Origin of the sequence: Aeromonas sp. FDAARGOS 1416, from assembly GCF_019048085.1 — a bacterium.
GTDB lineage: Bacteria > Pseudomonadota > Gammaproteobacteria > Enterobacterales > Aeromonadaceae > Aeromonas > Aeromonas veronii.
On sequence record NZ_CP077301.1, the window covers coordinates 381,949 to 398,019 of the forward strand.

Here is a 16,071-nt window from a genome sequence, read left to right on the forward strand (position 1 = left end):
CCATCTATGCATGGGAGAACTGCCAGCATATTACAAACAAGCCTTTGATTTGGTAAAGTCGCCGACTATTCCTTATTTCGTGCCGTGGCGACCAAAAATCGGGCATGAATGGGGATGATGCCTGCATATTACAAACAAAGCCGGGTCTGGATTTGGTAAAGTCACCTGCCCGCATCCTCTTTATTTAGCCACTGATACAGGTCGCCATGCGTCTGAAACTGATCAAACTCGCCGGCTTCAAGTCGTTCGTCGAGCCGACCCGCATCGAACTGTCGGCAGACATGACCGCGGTGGTGGGCCCCAATGGCTGTGGCAAATCCAACGTCATCGACGCGGTGCGCTGGGTGCTGGGGGAGAGTTCCGCTCGCCATCTGCGCGGTGAGAACATGACCGATGTCATCTTCAACGGCTCCATCAATCGCAGTGCGCACGGGCGCGCCTCGGTCGAGCTGGTTTTCGACAATCCCCACAACCGGGTGCCCGGCGAGTTCGGTCGCTTTACCGAGATCTCGGTGCGCCGTGAAGTGCTGCGCGATGGCTCCAATCACTATCAGATCAACGGTCAGAAGTGCCGCCGCAAGGATGTGACCGACCTTTTCCTCGGCACCGGTCTTGGCCCCCGCAGCTACGCCATCATCGAGCAGGGCACTGTCAGCCGACTGGTGGAGTCACGTCCGGCCGATCTCAAGCTCTTTATGGAAGAAGCCGCCGGGGTTTCTCGCTACAAGGAGCGGCGCCGCGAGACCGAGCAGCGCATTCGCCACACTCAGGAGAACCTGGAGCGCCTCGGCGATATTCGCGGCGAACTGGGTTCGCGCCTTGACCACCTCAAAGCCCAGGCCGAAACGGCCGAGCGCTACAAACAGCTCAAGAGTCGTTCACGCGCAGCTCGCGCCGAGCTGATTGGCTCCGAGTTGTGGGCGCTGGAGACGCGCCTTGGCGAGGCCAAAACCGAACTGGCGCAAGCCGAGCAGGCGCTGGCGGCGCTCGATGCAAAGCGCACCGCCGATGAGGGGCGCCACGTCACCCTGTCGGTCGCCAGACAAGAGGCGCAAGCCGAGCAGGCGAGCCGTCAGCAACAGATTTTTCTCGGCGGGCAGGCCATCGCCCGTCTCGAGCAACAGCAACTGCACCAGAGTGAACTGGGGCGCGACTGGCAGGCCCGTGCAGAGGCGCTGGGCGAGCGGATCGCCACTTGCAAGGCGCAGCTTGCCAGCCAGCAGGATCAGCTGACCGAAGGGGTATTGCGCGCCGAGCAGGAGAGCGCCCGGCTGGAGCAGTGTGAGCAGTTGCTCACCGAGCAGCAGGAGGGTCGCCAGCAGGCCAGCGAGCAGCTGGAACAGGCTCGCTTGCGCCAGCAGCAGTGGCAGCAACAGTTGGCCGGGTTGCAGGGCCAGCTCAACCAGACCCGTACCCGGTTGGGTGGTTTGCAGGAGTTGCAAGCCAAGACCCGGCTGGCCCGCCTCAAGCTGGAAGATGAACGCGCGGGACCCCTCGGCGCTGAGGCCGATGACCTGCAACCGGCCCTCGATGCCCTGAGTGGTGAGCTGGAGCTGACGCGGGCGGCCAATGGCGAGCTGACCGAGCAGCTGGCGCAGGCGGTCGACGCCCATGAACAACTCAAGCAGCAGCATGGCCAGCAGTTGAGCCTGCAACGGGAGTTGGAGGCGCGGCTGGCGACCCTGGATCAGATCCTCGGCGAACAGATGGAGGGGGCGACCCTGGCGGATCGACTGCAGGTTGCCCCCGAGTGGGCACAGGCACTCGACAAGGTGCTGGGTCGCTGGCTTACCGCAACGCCGGCGGACGAGTGCAATCTGGCGCAAGAAGGGCTCTGGATTGGCCCGGCGCAACTGGCGGTTGCCGGTACGCTGGCGGCGCAACTGGGCGGTGAGCATATTCCTGCCTTCCTCAACGCCATCTGGCTGGTGGAGAGCCGGGAGGCCGCATTGGCCCGCCAGCCAAGCCTTGCGGCCGGTGAGTCGGTACTGACTCCTGCTGGCGACTGGCTGGGGCCAAACTGGGCAGATTTGGGACAGGGCGGGGCGCTTGGCACCATGGCGCTGCTGGGTGAGCGTGAGCGGTTGCATACCGAGCAGGAGAGGGTTGCCGCGGGGCTGGCACAGCTGAGCGAGCAACTTGTCTCAGCCGATGCCCGGCGCGCCCAGCTTGCCAGTGCGCAGGAGTTGTCGCAGCGAACCTTGCGCGAGCAAGAGCAGAAATGGCAACAACTGCGCGAAGCCTGGAGCCTGCAACAGGGTCAGCGGCAGGAGCGGTTGCAGCGGCTCGGTCAGCTCGGCAAAGAGCTGATCCGGCTTGATCAGGAGCAGGCCGAAGAGGCAGAGCGACTGGCCAGCGCCCGTGAACAACTGGAACTCGATGAGGCGCGCCTTGCCGAGTTGCAGGAGCAGGGGGAGCCGCTGACGCAAGGGTTGCAGCTTGCTCAGGAGCTGCTGACCCGCTGCGAGCGGGCGGTCGACGAGGCCCGTGTGCGCCGCGAGCAGCAACAAGCGGCCTGCCAGCGTTTGCAACTGGAGTTGGGCAATCTGCGCCAACTCATTACCCTGGGTGAAGAGGAGCTGGCTCGGCTCGGGCTGGAGCTGGCCGGGTTGAAAGGGCCGGATAGCGAAGCGGTGCTGGATCTGGCGCCCCTGCTGGCCGAGCAGCGCAATCTGGAGGCACAGCAACTCGCCTGCCATCAACGGCTTGCGGAGCTGGAGCGCCAGTTGGGTGAGCTGGAGCAGGCCAGAAGTGCCGATCACAAGCAGCTGGTGACTCTGCAAGAGAAGCTGGCAACCCTGCGCCTTGAGCGCGAACGCAACCTCACCCGTCGACAGGGGTTGCACGAGCAGTTCGAAGAGCTGGGGGTTCGACTGGTAGATCTCGATCAGGCGGTGTTGATCGCCGCTGATCGCAGCAAGTTGCGGCAGGAGATCCAGACTCTGGAGGGGCAAGTGGAGGCGCTCGGCGCCATCAACCTGGCGGCGCTGGAGGAGTACGAAGAGGCGAAAACCCGGGCAACCTACCTCGAAAATCAGTGCCAGGATCTCGAGCAAGCGCTGGAAACCTTGAGCCAAGCCATTAAAAGAATTGATAAAGAGACACAAATACGGTTCCGGGACACTTTCGATAAGGTCAACGAAGATTTAAAATCCCTGTTTCCAAAAGTGTTCGGTGGGGGCAGTGCCTGGCTTGAGCTTACCTCCGATGATCTTTTGGAGGCCGGAGTGAGCATCATGGCGAGACCTCCGGGTAAGAAGAATGCTACCATTGCCCTGCTTTCCGGGGGGGAGAAGGCGTTAACCGCGCTTGCGCTGGTTTTTGCCATCTTCAGACTCAACCCAGCACCTTTTTGTCTGCTGGATGAGGTGGATGCACCGCTCGATGAAGTGAACGTCGGTCGCTTCTGTTCTCTTGTCAAAGAGATGTCGAGCACAGTACAGTTCGTTTACATCAGTCATAATAAGGTCTCCATGGAGATGGCTGAGCAGCTGGTTGGCGTCACGATGCAAGAGCCCGGGGTTTCTCGCATTGTGTCGGTCGATATCGGTGAAGCCGTCGCTTTGGCTGAGCAAAACTAGAAAGAGAAGCAGCTAATGCAGGAATTGCGTTACATCTTGGTTGCCCTGGGCGGTATTGCTATTGCGGCATTGCTCATTCACGGGTTGTGGAGCAACAAAAAGAATCGTCAGGCACCGATCAAAGAGAAACCGATTGGACGGATGGACTCCAAGTCGCGGGATCGTGATAACGACGCCTTCGACAGCGATGGCATCGGCCAGGTACGCGTGGTCAGTGGTGGCCGTCGTGCCGAGCCCAAGCTGCGCAGTGAAGAGAGCCGCCAGCCGGAACTCGGTCGTCGCCCTGCCGTCCCCGCCTTTGATGATGAAGATGACGAGGACGATCTGCCGCCGCCCGTAGTGCGCAAGCCTGCTGCCCGCCCGGTTCCGCCGCCTCCTGTCTATGAAGAGGAGGAAGCGTTCGACGAACCGCTGCCCGAGGAGATCGACGAGGCGCCCGCCGCGCCGGTGCGCAAACCTGCTCAGGTCAATCGTCGTACCCCGGTCTACCGTTCCCGTCCCCAGCGCGAGCCCATGATGCAGTCGCTGGACGACGAGCCGCTGGTCGAGCCCGCTTACGCGACCGCCCCGACTTTTGGTGCCCGTGCAGAGACAGTCCGTACCGCTGACACCGTTCGTGCCGAACCGGTGCGTGCTCCCGAGCCGGAATATCAGCCGCAGCCCCGTCATGTGGCTCCCGAGCCTGTTTATGAAGAGCCAGCCTATGTGGCGCCTGCACCTGTGGTGGAAGAGCCGCGCATGGCGCCCCAGCCGGTCGAGAAGATCTGGCAGGATGTCTATGTCATCAACCTGATGGGCCGTCCTGGTCACGACTTGCAAGGTGCGACCCTGCTCTCATCCCTGATGGCGCTGGGCTTCAAGTTTGGCGAGATGGATATTTTCCACCGTCACGAAGATCCCAACGGCAAGGGTGAAGTGCTCTTCTCCATGATCAACATGGTCAAGCCGGGTACCTTCAACCCGTACCGGATGGAGCAGTTCACCACGCCGGGTGTCTCCCTGTTCATGCAACTGCCGCTGCGCAGCAATGCCGCGTTTGCCTTCGAGGACATGCTGCAGGCTGCCGATCAGCTAGCCAGCGATCTCGATGCCATGCTGACAGATATGGATCGCAGCCCGCTGAGCGACGAGACCATTGCCCGTTACCGTCACGAGCTGGCTGCCTACGAGGCCAGTCGCGACTAATACGCCATGCGGGTCGAGTGAAGAAAAAGTGCGGTACCCTGGTACCGCATTTTTGTTTCTACCCCGGCCGTATGTTCAATCACACTTCGAGACTTTTTCATGAGCGACACCCTCTCCCGCCACCGTCAATTGTGTGAACTGCTTACCGAATATGGTCACCAGTACTATGTGCTGGATAACCCCACAGTGCCGGATGCCGAATACGATCGCCTGATGCGCGAACTGATTGCGCTGGAGGCCGAGCATCCCGAGCTGAAAACACCGGCGTCACCCAGCGTGCGTGTCGGCGGTCAGCCGCTGACCGCCTTCAAACAGGTGCGCCACGAGATCCCCATGCTCAGTCTGGATAACGTCTTTAGCAGCGAAGAGTTGCAGGCGTTCGAACAACGGATGAGCGATCGCCTCAAGCGTGACGTGCGTTTCACCTTCTGCTGCGAGCCCAAGCTGGATGGTCTGGCAGTGAGTCTGCTCTATGTGGATGGCCAGCTAGTGCAGGCGGCCACCCGGGGCGATGGCGCCACCGGTGAGGAGATCACCGAGAACGTACGTACCATCAAGGCCATTCCGCTCGCATTGCGGGGCTCTGGCTGGCCCGATCGGCTGGAGGTGCGTGGCGAAGTCTTTATGCCCAAGACCGGTTTTGAGGCGATGAACGCCAAGGCGCTGGCAGCGGGCGAGAAGGTGTTCGTCAACCCGCGCAACGCCGCCGCCGGCAGCCTGCGTCAACTCGATTCACGCATCACCGCCAGCCGCCCCCTGAGCTTTTACGCTTACGGTGTCGGTGTTGGCGGCGAGCTGCTCGGTGACTCTCACTTTGGTCGCCTCAATCAGCTCAAGGAGTGGGGGCTGCCGCTTAGTCCCGAGGTGAAGCTCAAAGAGGGGGCCGCCGGTTGTCAGGCGTTCCACGACGACATTCTGGCCCGTCGTGGCGAGCTCCCTTACGAGATCGACGGAGTGGTCTACAAGGTCGATGCCATCCCCCTGCAGGAAGAGCTGGGCTTTGTGGCCCGCGCCCCGCGCTGGGCGACCGCCCACAAGTTCCCGGCGCAAGAAGAGATGACAGAGCTTGAGAACGTCGAGTTCCAAGTCGGTCGTACCGGCGCCGTGACGCCGGTGGCCAAGCTAAAACCTGTGTTTGTCGGCGGCGTCACTGTCTCCAACGCCACCTTGCACAACGCCGACGAGATTGAGCGTCTCGGCGTGATGATCGGCGATACGGTGATCGTGCGCCGGGCGGGGGATGTGATCCCGCAGATCGTCGCTGTGGTAGAGGCGCAGCGCCCTGTTGATGCGCGCGAAATTCTCTTCCCGACCGAGTGTCCGGTCTGTGGCTCTGCGGTCGAGCGGCTGGAAGGGGAAGCTGTTGCCCGCTGCTCCGGTGGCCTGTTCTGCGAGGCGCAGCGTAAGGAGGCGATCAAGCACTTCGCCGCCCGTCGCGCCATGGATGTGGACGGCCTTGGCGACAAGATTGTCGAGCAGCTGGTAGACAAGGGACTGGTGAAGACTCCCGCCGATCTGTTCAGCCTCAATGCCATCCAGCTGGCAGGTCTTGAGCGGATGGGGCAAAAATCGGCCCTCAATCTGGTAGCCGCCATCGATGCTGCGCGCAGCACCACCCTGCCGCGCTTCCTGTTTGCCCTGGGGATCCGCGAAGTGGGGGAGGCGACAGCGCTCAATCTTGCCAACCACTTCCGCACCCTGGATGCCCTGCGCGCGGCCTCGGTGGAGCAACTGCTCGAAGTGGCCGATGTGGGTGATGTGGTGGCCAAGCATGTCTACTACTTCCTGCGTCAGCCCCACAACGTGGAGGTGCTGGAAGCCTTGCTGGCTGCCGGCATCCACTGGCCGGCCATCGAGAAGAAAGAGGCCGCGGAGCAACCCTTTGCCGGCAAGACCTTCGTGCTGACCGGCACCCTGACCACCTTGTCGCGCAACGACGCCAAGGCGGCATTGCAGGCGCTGGGGGCCAAGGTAGCGGGTTCGGTATCTGCCAAGACCGATGTGCTGGTGGCGGGGGAGGCGGCCGGCTCCAAGCTGACCAAAGCACAGGAGCTGGGTATCACCATCTGGACCGAAGAGGAGCTGCAACAGGCGTTGCAGGGCTGATAGCCCTCACCAAGCTTGCTAACCGCTGCACCCGATAAAAGAGAACCCGGCATGGCCGGGTTCTCTTTTTTTTGTTTCGGCGGTCACTCACGCCAGAGGATCTTGTGGCGCCATTTGTCGGGCACGGTGAGCTGCCAGCGGGCCAGCTCGCTCTTGCTGAAGACATATTCGCCGCGCAGGGCCGCGCGGGGGGAGATGGTACGGGGCAGGGTGCCCGCCAGAATGGTGTTGATGAGGCTGGCTGCCTGTATCCCCTGATCGTGGCCGTCCAGCACCAGCCCACCGATGGCCATCCCCTTGCCGACGGTGAATTCCCAGAAACAGAAGAGCGGCACCGGCGTGTTGGCGCTGGTCCACTCCAGCACCGTCTTTTCGCTCACATGCTTGCCATTGTCATCGACCAGCGTGTGGTAGAGGCCGAGGAAGATTGCCTGATAGCCGTTCTTCTTGGCGTTGAGCACCGCCTCTTGCCAGAGGCTGTAATCCCCCATCAGCTGGCTGTTGATCCTGGTCTGGCCGACTCGCAGCTCGGTCTGGGTCTTGAATTCATCCTCGATGGCGGTGAGGGCCACATTGCTGGAATCAAACAGCACCAGTGCCTTGTCGAGCCCACCCATCATCTGGCTTATTTCGCTGATGTTGCGCTTGAGTAGGGGACGCTCCAGCACGCCGGTGATCTTGGGGTGGCCGACAAAGCCCTTGAGGCGCGGATTCTCGTTCATGCCAAGAAATACCACCGGAGTGCCCAGCGAGGCGATCTCGTTGGCCAGATAGTTGATGGCGTTGTCATCCCCCAGTACTACCAGATCCGGTTTGCTCTTCAGATAAAAGGCGATGGCTTGCTGGGCTATTTCGTCGAACTTCTCCCGTGGATGGCGTTTGGTGTCCATATAGAAGTGAGTGATCTTGTGCTCCCCCTGCAAGCCATCGAGCAGCCCTTTGTTGTAGCTTTGGTCCCACAGGTATTCGGGATGGTAGCTGCTGATCACCAGAATGTTTGCGGCCCAGAGCGGCAGAGAGAGGGTGGATAGCAGTAGCAATAGCAGGGGGGTGCGCATGGGTTGTCCCTTGTCGAGGGGGAGAGAGTTCTTGTTCAGTATGGGCGGTTTTGGTTGGCGCTGTCATCTCGAAACCGGTGCGGCGGGGGGCGATTTTTTTTTCGGGTGGGTGGATCGGACGCCAGCCCGCACTCTGCCTGAGATTGGATTTGAATGGAGCTGTTTTTGGTTGGTCGTGAACTGTCCCGCTCGCTGAAAAACCTGTTCTGGATCAAGAAATGAGGCTGCGCTTTGGTGCCTAATAGACACCACATATAGGGACGCATTCGTTTTTAATACCTATATGTTGTGTTATTAAGCTGTGTATAAGCTGTTCCCCTCCTATCTTCAGCCCAGGCTTGTCAAGCCTCGGCTGAATTTATTTGCGTCCAGGACGAGATGCCGGGAGGGGGGCCCAACAAGGGTGAGCCAGAGGCAAATGCCTGGCCTTTTAACGGGGAAAATCCATGAAACCGGTTGTGATCAAACGTGACGGATGTCGCGCACCATTCAATGCCCAGCTGATTGCAGAGGCGGTCAGCCGTGCGGCGGAAGCGGTCAATCAGGCCAATCCGGCACTCGCCTCCCGCATTGCCAATGCGGTGAGTCAGGAGCTGGAAGGGCGTGGTGAAGTTGATATCCACGAGATCCAGAACCTGGTCGAAAACCACCTGATGGCTTCCGATGACAAGGCCATCGCCCGTGCCTATATCGAATATCGCCACGACAGGGATCAGGCTCGCGAGGCGCGCGGCCGTCTGGCGCAGGAGATCCGCGGTCTGGTTGAGCAGACCAATGCCGCCCTGCTCAACGAGAATGCCAACAAAGACTCCAAGGTGATCCCGACCCAGCGCGACTTGCTGGCCGGTATCGTCGCCAAGCACTATGCCACCAGCCACATGCTGCCCCGTGATGTGGTTCAGGCTCATGAGAGCGGTGATCTGCACTTCCACGATCTCGATTACTCACCTTTCTTCCCGATGTTCAACTGCATGTTGATCGATCTGAAAGGGATGCTGACCCACGGCTTCAAGATGGGCAATGCGGAGATCGATACCCCGAAATCCATCAGCACCGCCACGGCCGTGACCGCCCAGATCATCGCTCAGGTGGCGAGCCACATCTATGGCGGCACCACCATCAACCGCATCGACGAAGTGCTGGCCCCCTATGTGACCATCAGCTGGCAGAAACACCGTGAAGTGGCCGAAGAGTGGGGCATTGCCGACGTAGAAGCCTACGCCATGGCTCGCACCGAGAAAGAGTGTTACGACGCCTTCCAGTCGCTGGAGTACGAGGTCAACACCCTGCACACCGCCAACGGTCAGACGCCCTTCGTCACCTTCGGCTTTGGCTTGGGGGACAGCTGGGAGTCGCGGATGATCCAGCGCGCCATCCTCAGCAACCGTATCGCTGGTCTTGGCAAGAACAAGAAGACCGCTGTGTTCCCGAAACTGGTGTTCGCCATCAAGGATGGCCTCAACCACAAGCAGGGCGATCCCAACTACGACATCAAGCAGCTGGCGCTGGAGTGTGCCTCCAAGCGGATGTATCCGGACATCCTCAACTACGACCAGGTCGTGAAAGTGACCGGCTCCTTCAAGACCCCCATGGGTTGCCGATCCTTCCTCGGTGCCTACGAGGAGAATGGCGAGCTGATCCACGAAGGTCGCAACAACCTGGGGGTCGTGAGCCTCAACCTGCCGCGCATTGCGCTGAAATCCCGTGACGAAGCGGACTTCTGGGATCGTCTCGATGCCTCCCTGCGGGTCGCCAAGAAGGCGCTGATGTACCGCATCACCCGTCTGGACGGGGTGAAAGCACGGGTTGCACCGATCCTCTATATGGAAGGGGCTTGCGGCGTGCGGCTCAAGGCGGACGACAACGTCAGCGAGATCTTCAAGAACGGTCGTGCCTCCATTTCCCTCGGTTATATCGGGGTTCACGAGACCATCAACGCCCTGTTTGGTGACAAGGTGCACCTGTTTGACAGCGCCGAGCTGCAACAGAAGGCTATCGCCATCATCGCCCGTCTCAGGGCGGCCATCGATGAGTGGAAAGAGGAGACTGGTTACGGTTTCAGCCTCTACTCCACCCCGAGCGAGAACCTCTGCACCCGCTTCTGCCGCATCGATGCCAAAGAGTTTGGCGTGGTATCCGGCGTGACCGACAAGGGTTACTACACCAACAGCTTCCACCTCGATGTGGAGAAGCAGGTCAACCCGTACGACAAGCTGGACTTCGAGGCGCCCTATCCGCCCATCGCCAGCGGTGGCTTCATCTGCTACGGCGAGTACCCCAACATCCAGCACAACCTGGAAGCGCTCGAAAACGTCTGGGATTACAGCTATGACAAGGTGCCCTACTACGGTACCAACACCCCCATCGACGAGTGCTACGACTGCGGCTTTACCGGTGAGTTCGAATGTACCTCCAAGGGCTTTACCTGCCCGCGCTGCGGCAACCACGACCCGGCCAAGGTGTCGGTGACCCGCCGTGTCTGCGGCTACCTCGGTAGCCCGGATGCGCGCCCCTTCAATGCGGGCAAGCAGGAAGAGGTGAAGCGCCGCGTCAAACATATGTAAGCGCACAGGCGATGAAGAGCTGGCCCCTGACTCAAGGGGCCATTTTCATTGGAGGACGGCAGTTATGCCGCTGTCCCGTGAACGAGGCAGGAAACAAGCGATGCACTACCACCAATACTACCCGGTCGATGTGATTAACGGCCCCGGCACCCGTGCCACCCTGTTTGTCTCGGGTTGTGAGCATCAGTGCCCGGGTTGCTACAACCAGAGCACCTGGCGCCTTGACGGCGGCAAGCCGTTCGATGAGGCGATGAGCGATCGCGTCATTAGCGACCTCAACGACAGCCGCATCAAACGGCGAGGTCTGTCGCTCTCCGGCGGCGATCCGCTCCACCCTGCCAACGTGCCCCACGTGCTGGCGCTGGTGAAACGGGTGCGCGCCGAGTGTCCGGGCAAGGATATCTGGTGCTGGACCGGTTATCTGCTCGGCGAACTGTCAGAGGCCCAGCGCGAGCTGGTGGCCTTGCTGGATGTGCTGGTGGATGGCAAGTTTGAAAAGGAGTTGGCAGACCCGGGCCTGCTCTGGCGTGGCAGCAGTAATCAGCAGATCCACGACCTCAACGCCTGGCGTGATGCGGGTGAGCGAATTCCCTGTCTGGTTTGCAGTTGAAGTCCGGGATGTTTATGGTTAGCCCATTCCAATCCTGACGACATTTTTGAAAAGGAGAGCCGAGATGAACAATCTGCTCAAGATCCTGCTGGCCATTTTCCTGCCCCCTGTGTGCGCTTTTATCCAGGTGGGCTTTAGCCTGCACTTTTTAATCAACATTGTGCTGACCCTGATGGGCGGTCTGCCGGGCATGGTGCATGCGCTCTGGCTGGTGGTGAGCGACAAGCGCGGCTGATTGGCTGGTTAATGAGTTTATTGATGATAAAAGGGCCAACCTCTCGGGGTTGGCCCTTTTGTTCATGTTCATACGAATACTTTTTCGTTAGGATGGGTGACTGACCAAAAGGGCGCGCGTTGAGCGGCCCGCAGTCCGGCAACAAGCACCGGCAGAGAACAAGGAGCGTTACATGAAGTGGAAAGTCGCAGTATGGTCAGGTCTGGCAGTGACACTGTTGCTGGGGTGCTCATCCCGTCAGGAGGTAGCGCACGAGCGCGCTCCGATCGCTATCCCTCTCGAGCAGTTGTCCAGCTACTGGGTTCAGGAGAAGCAGTGGTCATGGCTTGGTAATGACGAGCCCGCCCTGCCGGCCAAACCGGTCAAGGGGTATGTGGAAGTGCGCTATCAAATCGACGCCAGCGGCACGCCGGTCAAGCCGGAAGTGGTGGCGGCCGAGCCCCCCGGCGAGCTGGAGCAGAGCGCGCTGGCGACCCTCTCGCGGATCCGCTACAGCCCGGCAGAGGGCAACCCGGATGCCATTCCGGTCGAGGTGACCAACCGCTTCGAGATCGAGATCAACTGATCCCCCATCACTCTGATGCCAGAGAAAGAGAGACCCCGGCCAGGCCGGGGTCACGTTTATTGCTGTTTGCAGTCGTTGTAGGCGGTCTGCCACTCGCCATCCTGATCCCGCAGCTCGACAAAGCCCTCATCCCCCTTGTTCCACCAGACGGCCTCATGTTCGTCCGTATAGCGGGCGCCGGAGGCCGAGACGGCCTGGGGCAGGGTGTAATCCTTGCCGTCCGGCAGTGACAGCTTGATAAAGTTGAGGCTCTCGTCGGAGAGGGAGAAGTAGCGCACCTGTACCTTCTTGCCCTGCTCGCACTGGTAACTGACCGGTTCGCCACCAGTGACGGAGAGGGTATTGCTCTGATTGCAGCCAGCGAGCAGGCCGAGGGCCAGCGCACCAGCGGCCATCATATGTACCTTATTCATGATTACAGCTCCATTGGTGTCATATGGGCGTGAGCCTAACAGGTTGCCGTTATTGTGCAATCAGCGGGGCCATTCGGTGCGTCGCTGGCTGTCCGGAATCCCGTCGCGAGGGTGAGAGGAGGGGGTCGGTGTTAGCAAGGCATCCGCCATCAGTGCAAGCCGAGTCGGGTTTCAAACTGGCGGATCAGCGTCTCATAGATGCCGTTGTTCTTGATCTTCTGCAGCCCCTGTTCGAACTGTTTGGCCAGCGCTTCCCCTTGCGGGTGGTGGCGGGAGAAGGCGAGCCAGAAGCCATCCGTGGAGAGTTTGCCAACCTTGACCACCTTGCCGGTCAGCTGCTTCTGCTGGATCTTGAGGTAGCCAGGCATGCCGTTCATCAGGATGTAGTCGACCCTGCCACGTACCAGCATCTCGAGGATCTGGGCATCGGATTTGGCCTGAAAGCGGGTGATTCTGGGGTTCTCCATAAAATCGGTGGGGTAGGTGTAGCCGAGGGTGATGCCCACCCGCTTGCCCTCCAGCGAGGTGAGCTTGAGATCCCGTTGCGGCTCGCTGGCGAGGGCGAAGATGGCGAGATCCTCCTCGAACATGGGGGTATCGTGCCAGTGGTACTGGTAACGGTTCTCTTCGGTGATGGTGGCGTTGAAGCACCCCGCAAGTTTGCCGCTTTTCGCATCGTGCATGCAGCGGGCGAAGGGGAGGGTGCGAAAGACTATCTCGATCCCTTCGGCGGCGAACACCGCCTTGACCAGCTCAGGCGCCAGTCCGTGGGGCTGGTCATCCTCATTGTCCTTGTCGCGCTCGCAGTAGGGAGCCCAGTCATCTTCGGCACCAATGACAAGCGGGGTGGCCCCGAGCGGGCTGGTAGCCAACAGTACCAGACAAACCAGCCATTTTTTTAACAACGGAACCATAGGTACACCTCATCGACAGCAGCCTTACAAGCATAGCCACACTTCTGCGCTGACTTGTAGTGGCAGGAGTCTTGGTGAGGGAAGTCAACGAGCGATAGAAAAAACGCCCCGGCAGGCGACGGGGCGAAAGAGAGCTCATCCATGGGCTGACAACAGTGCTTACAACAGGAAATCAATAACCGAAGCGGGTCGCCTCGAAGCGATTGAGCAGCCGATGGACGAGGTAGCAGGCCAGCAGGGTGACCACGATGGCAAACAGGATGCTGCTCACCCGGTAGAGGGCGCTGAACACCAGATCGTTGCCCGGGGTGAGGTACTGGCCAAACAGGATGCCGAGGGTAGTGAGGGCGCCAAAGCCGACCCCGGAGCCGCCTGCCTCCTTGACGTGGGCATGGCTGAACAGCATGGCGCCGAGCCACAGCAGCGGGGCGACCAGCAGCAGTTGCCCTGACCAGTCATAGAGCAGCAGCTGGCCGAGCAGGCCGAAGGTGACACCCAGCAAGGTGCCCATCGCCCGTTTGCGGGCATAATTCAGCGCACCGTTCCAGTGCATGGGGAACAGCACCAGCAGGGTCGTAGCCTGGGCAGACATGGAGTCGCGCAGGTCAAACACCTGAAATACCAGAAACGACAGGGTGGCCACAGTAGCCCCCAGCAGAGCTTCATGGCGCATCCGGTGCGGCGCCTTGGGGGCCGAGGCTGGCTTGGGTCTGGTTTCTACATCCGGGATCAGCATGGTCATCAGGTAGGCGATCAGCACCGACAGCACGCTCGCCCAGATATTGTTGAGGATCAGGTCGTTGAGGTCGGTCTGCGGATAGCTGGCAAAGTGCAGCATGATGCTGAGGCTCAGCACCCCGTTGGCCCCGAACAGAAACAGGCTGCCCCGCGACATGGCGGCGAAACGGTAGAGAAACAGCAGAAAGGCGATAGGGGTCATCAGCGCCGGATGGCTGCCAAACAGCCCCCCCAGCAGCCCGACCTCCACACCACAGACCACCGCCGCCGCGATCAGCTGGCGTGCGGCATGGCCATTCATCACTGGCACCATCCCCAGCAGCAGCACCGGTGTGACCGTATAGAAGACCCCGTAATTCCAGCCAAACAGCTTGCAGAGCAAAAAGCCCGTGGTGCAGCCAAAGGCGATGCGCAGGCACTGGCGCAGCTCGTTGCCGGTGAGGGGCCGATACCAGAGGTGGGTGGCAGCAACACCGGCGGGGTGTGCTGCGGCGGTATTGGCCGACGGGTGAGTGGCGTGGTTAGTAGACATAATGGAGCAGGCTGAGCAGATGGATCTGGCCCCGTGCCAGCATGGCGGTCAGGGCATTGTCCGGCAGCAGTTGCACCGTAGCCCGCGCCCCGGCTGGCAGATGGTCGGGGAGCTGCTCCAGCTCGAGGTGCAGCCGCATCCGCTGGGCATCCCGTACCCAGCGATCAGACTCCACCGGCGCGGCCAGTCGACCATTGGCATCAAACTGACCGGCGCTCACTCCGGCATCCAGACTGCTTACCCGAGCAGGATAGAGCTGACCCGGCTCGCCATCGAAGGCGACCAGTGCACGGGTTTGCTCGCCGACATGGCGCAGGCTCTTCTCCCGAAAATCGGCAATGACGTCCACCTGTTCCGACACCAGCGCCAGCAGCGGGCTGCCCGCGCTGGCGATGCTGCCCGGCTTGAGCTGCAGGTTGGTGATGGTGCCATCCTGATCCGCGTGAACCTGGCTGTAAGAGAGGGCCAGCTGCGCTTGCGCCAGCTTGTTGCGGGCCTGGCGCAGCAACAGATTGTCCTCACCGGCCACGCCACGACTGGCCTTGATCTGGGCCAGTTTGGCCTGACTGGCGCGCAGGTTGGCCTGGGCGCTGCGCAGGGCGCTGTCAGCCTCATCTTTTTGTTGCAGCGAAACCATGTGACGTTGGTACAGCGCATCGATCCGCTCAGCCTCGCGCCACTTCTGGCTGGCCAGGGTCTCTTTGGCGTTGATCTCGGCAACGGCGGCGGTCAGGGCGGCATCCAGTTCACTGTTCTGCTGCTCTGCCTGCGCCAGCGCAAGGCGGGCCTGCTCCACCGCCAGTTCAAAAGGGGCCGGATCCAGCCTGAACAGCAGATCCCCCTTCTTGACCTGCTGGTTGTTGTGAACGGCGACCTCGATCACCTTGCCGCTCACCTGGGGGGCCAGCTTGGTGACCACCCGGGTCGCCATCGCCTGAGGGGTGAGGGGCATCAGCAGGTCGGCTATCAGAAAATAGGCAAACAGGGTGGCAAAGCCCGCCATGGACCATTTGATCCAGCGGGTAAATTGTTGATCCGGGGTCATCTTATTCTCTCTCTGTGTCGGTCTCGGGAGGACTTGTATCGCCTCCGGCTTGTCGGTCGTGGTGTTGTTCAATTTTGCTGAGGGCGTTGGCCGAGATCCGCTGCACCGTGGCTTCGAACAGCTGTAGGGTCTGCTCGTCGATGCCCCCCAGCAGCTCCCGGCGGATATTCATGATGCGGTCGGCGATCTGATCGAGCAGGGTCTGGCCAGCCGGGGTCACGCAGACGATGCGGGCCCGCTTGTCCTGACTGCAGCAGTGGCGCTCAATCAGTCCCTGCTCTTCCAGCTGGCCCAGGGTGCGCATCAGGGATGGGAGCTCTATCTCGAGGGCTTCGGCCAGGGTCTTCTGGCTGACATGGTTCCCCATGCGGGAGAGTTTCCACAGCGCGGTCCAGCGGGGATGGGTGAGGCCAAGGGGAGCCAGCTCCAGGTCGGCGGCAGTACGCCATAGCCGGTGCATCCGCGCTATCTGCTCGGCGAGCGACAGCTCGCGCAACCTTTCCAGATCCGTCATCTTCTCATCCT

At 60.9% G+C, this 16,071-nt stretch carries 13 protein-coding genes; 7 read left to right on the top strand and 6 right to left on the bottom strand.

Translation table 11 applies throughout. The features are described 5' to 3' along the window. Window positions 1-206 precede the first annotated feature (206 nt). The 3 genes from I6L46_RS01795 to ligA all read left to right on the top strand — a co-directional run bounded on the left by I6L46_RS01795 (window position 207) and on the right by ligA (window position 6,872). The gene (locus I6L46_RS01795) at window positions 207-3,581 is read left to right on the top strand and encodes an AAA family ATPase (RefSeq protein WP_216977230.1); all 3,375 of its coding nucleotides are present in this window, start codon (window positions 207-209) and stop codon (window positions 3,579-3,581) included. Window positions 3,582-3,596: 15 nt separating this feature from the next. Then, on the top strand, window positions 3,597-4,766 hold the full coding sequence (zipA, locus tag I6L46_RS01800) for a cell division protein ZipA (protein ID WP_040066671.1): 1,170 nt from the start codon (window positions 3,597-3,599) through the stop codon (window positions 4,764-4,766). 99 nt (window positions 4,767-4,865) lie between these two features. Further along, entirely contained in the window at window positions 4,866-6,872 is a 2,007-nt protein-coding gene (ligA, locus tag I6L46_RS01805) for an NAD-dependent DNA ligase LigA (protein ID WP_216977231.1), read from the top strand. Window positions 6,873-6,955: 83 nt separating this feature from the next. On the opposite strand, the gene I6L46_RS01810 is transcribed toward ligA, so the two are convergent. Continuing rightward, window positions 6,956-7,930 (bottom strand): ABC transporter substrate-binding protein, encoded by a 975-nt coding sequence (locus I6L46_RS01810; protein WP_216977232.1) that lies wholly within the window; start codon window positions 7,928-7,930, stop codon window positions 6,956-6,958. A gap of 446 nt (window positions 7,931-8,376) precedes the next feature. Between I6L46_RS01810 and nrdD the strand changes: the two genes are divergently transcribed. From nrdD to I6L46_RS01830, 4 genes are all read left to right on the top strand, one after another. Further along, window positions 8,377-10,494 (top strand): anaerobic ribonucleoside-triphosphate reductase, encoded by a 2,118-nt coding sequence (gene nrdD, locus I6L46_RS01815; RefSeq protein WP_216977233.1) that lies wholly within the window; start codon window positions 8,377-8,379, stop codon window positions 10,492-10,494. A gap of 100 nt (window positions 10,495-10,594) precedes the next feature. Beyond that, a complete protein-coding gene (nrdG, locus tag I6L46_RS01820; protein ID WP_179903342.1) occupies window positions 10,595-11,104 on the top strand; it encodes an anaerobic ribonucleoside-triphosphate reductase-activating protein in 510 nt (169 codons plus the stop codon). 64 nt (window positions 11,105-11,168) lie between these two features. Beyond that, complete coding sequence (locus I6L46_RS01825) at window positions 11,169-11,339, top strand: YqaE/Pmp3 family membrane protein (protein WP_005338440.1); 171 nt, start codon at window positions 11,169-11,171, stop codon at window positions 11,337-11,339. A 172-nt stretch (window positions 11,340-11,511) separates the two neighbouring features. Beyond that, complete coding sequence (locus I6L46_RS01830; protein WP_005358848.1) at window positions 11,512-11,904, top strand: TonB family protein; 393 nt, start codon at window positions 11,512-11,514, stop codon at window positions 11,902-11,904. Between the two features lie 56 nt (window positions 11,905-11,960). Here the strand turns inward: I6L46_RS01830 and I6L46_RS01835 are convergent, their stop codons facing one another. From I6L46_RS01835 to I6L46_RS01855, 5 genes are all read right to left on the bottom strand, one after another. Next, entirely contained in the window at window positions 11,961-12,317 is a 357-nt protein-coding gene (locus I6L46_RS01835; RefSeq protein ID WP_204481207.1) for an MliC family protein, read from the bottom strand. A gap of 149 nt (window positions 12,318-12,466) precedes the next feature. Next, window positions 12,467-13,231, bottom strand: a complete 765-nt coding sequence (locus I6L46_RS01840; protein ID WP_216977234.1) for an ABC transporter substrate-binding protein — start codon at window positions 13,229-13,231, stop codon at window positions 12,467-12,469. A 172-nt stretch (window positions 13,232-13,403) separates the two neighbouring features. Further along, window positions 13,404-14,501 carry a DUF2955 domain-containing protein gene (locus tag I6L46_RS01845; protein WP_216977235.1) on the bottom strand — a complete coding sequence of 366 codons (1,098 nt, stop codon included), beginning with the start codon at window positions 14,499-14,501 and terminating at the stop codon, window positions 13,404-13,406. Next, window positions 14,491-15,546 (bottom strand): HlyD family secretion protein, encoded by a 1,056-nt coding sequence (locus I6L46_RS01850; RefSeq protein ID WP_216977236.1) that lies wholly within the window; start codon window positions 15,544-15,546, stop codon window positions 14,491-14,493. The genes I6L46_RS01845 and I6L46_RS01850 overlap by 11 nt, the downstream gene beginning before the upstream one ends. A 1-nt stretch (window position 15,547) precedes the next feature. Next, on the bottom strand, window positions 15,548-16,060 hold the full coding sequence (locus tag I6L46_RS01855) for a MarR family transcriptional regulator (protein ID WP_005349886.1): 513 nt from the start codon (window positions 16,058-16,060) through the stop codon (window positions 15,548-15,550). Between the last annotated feature and the right edge of the window lie 11 nt (window positions 16,061-16,071).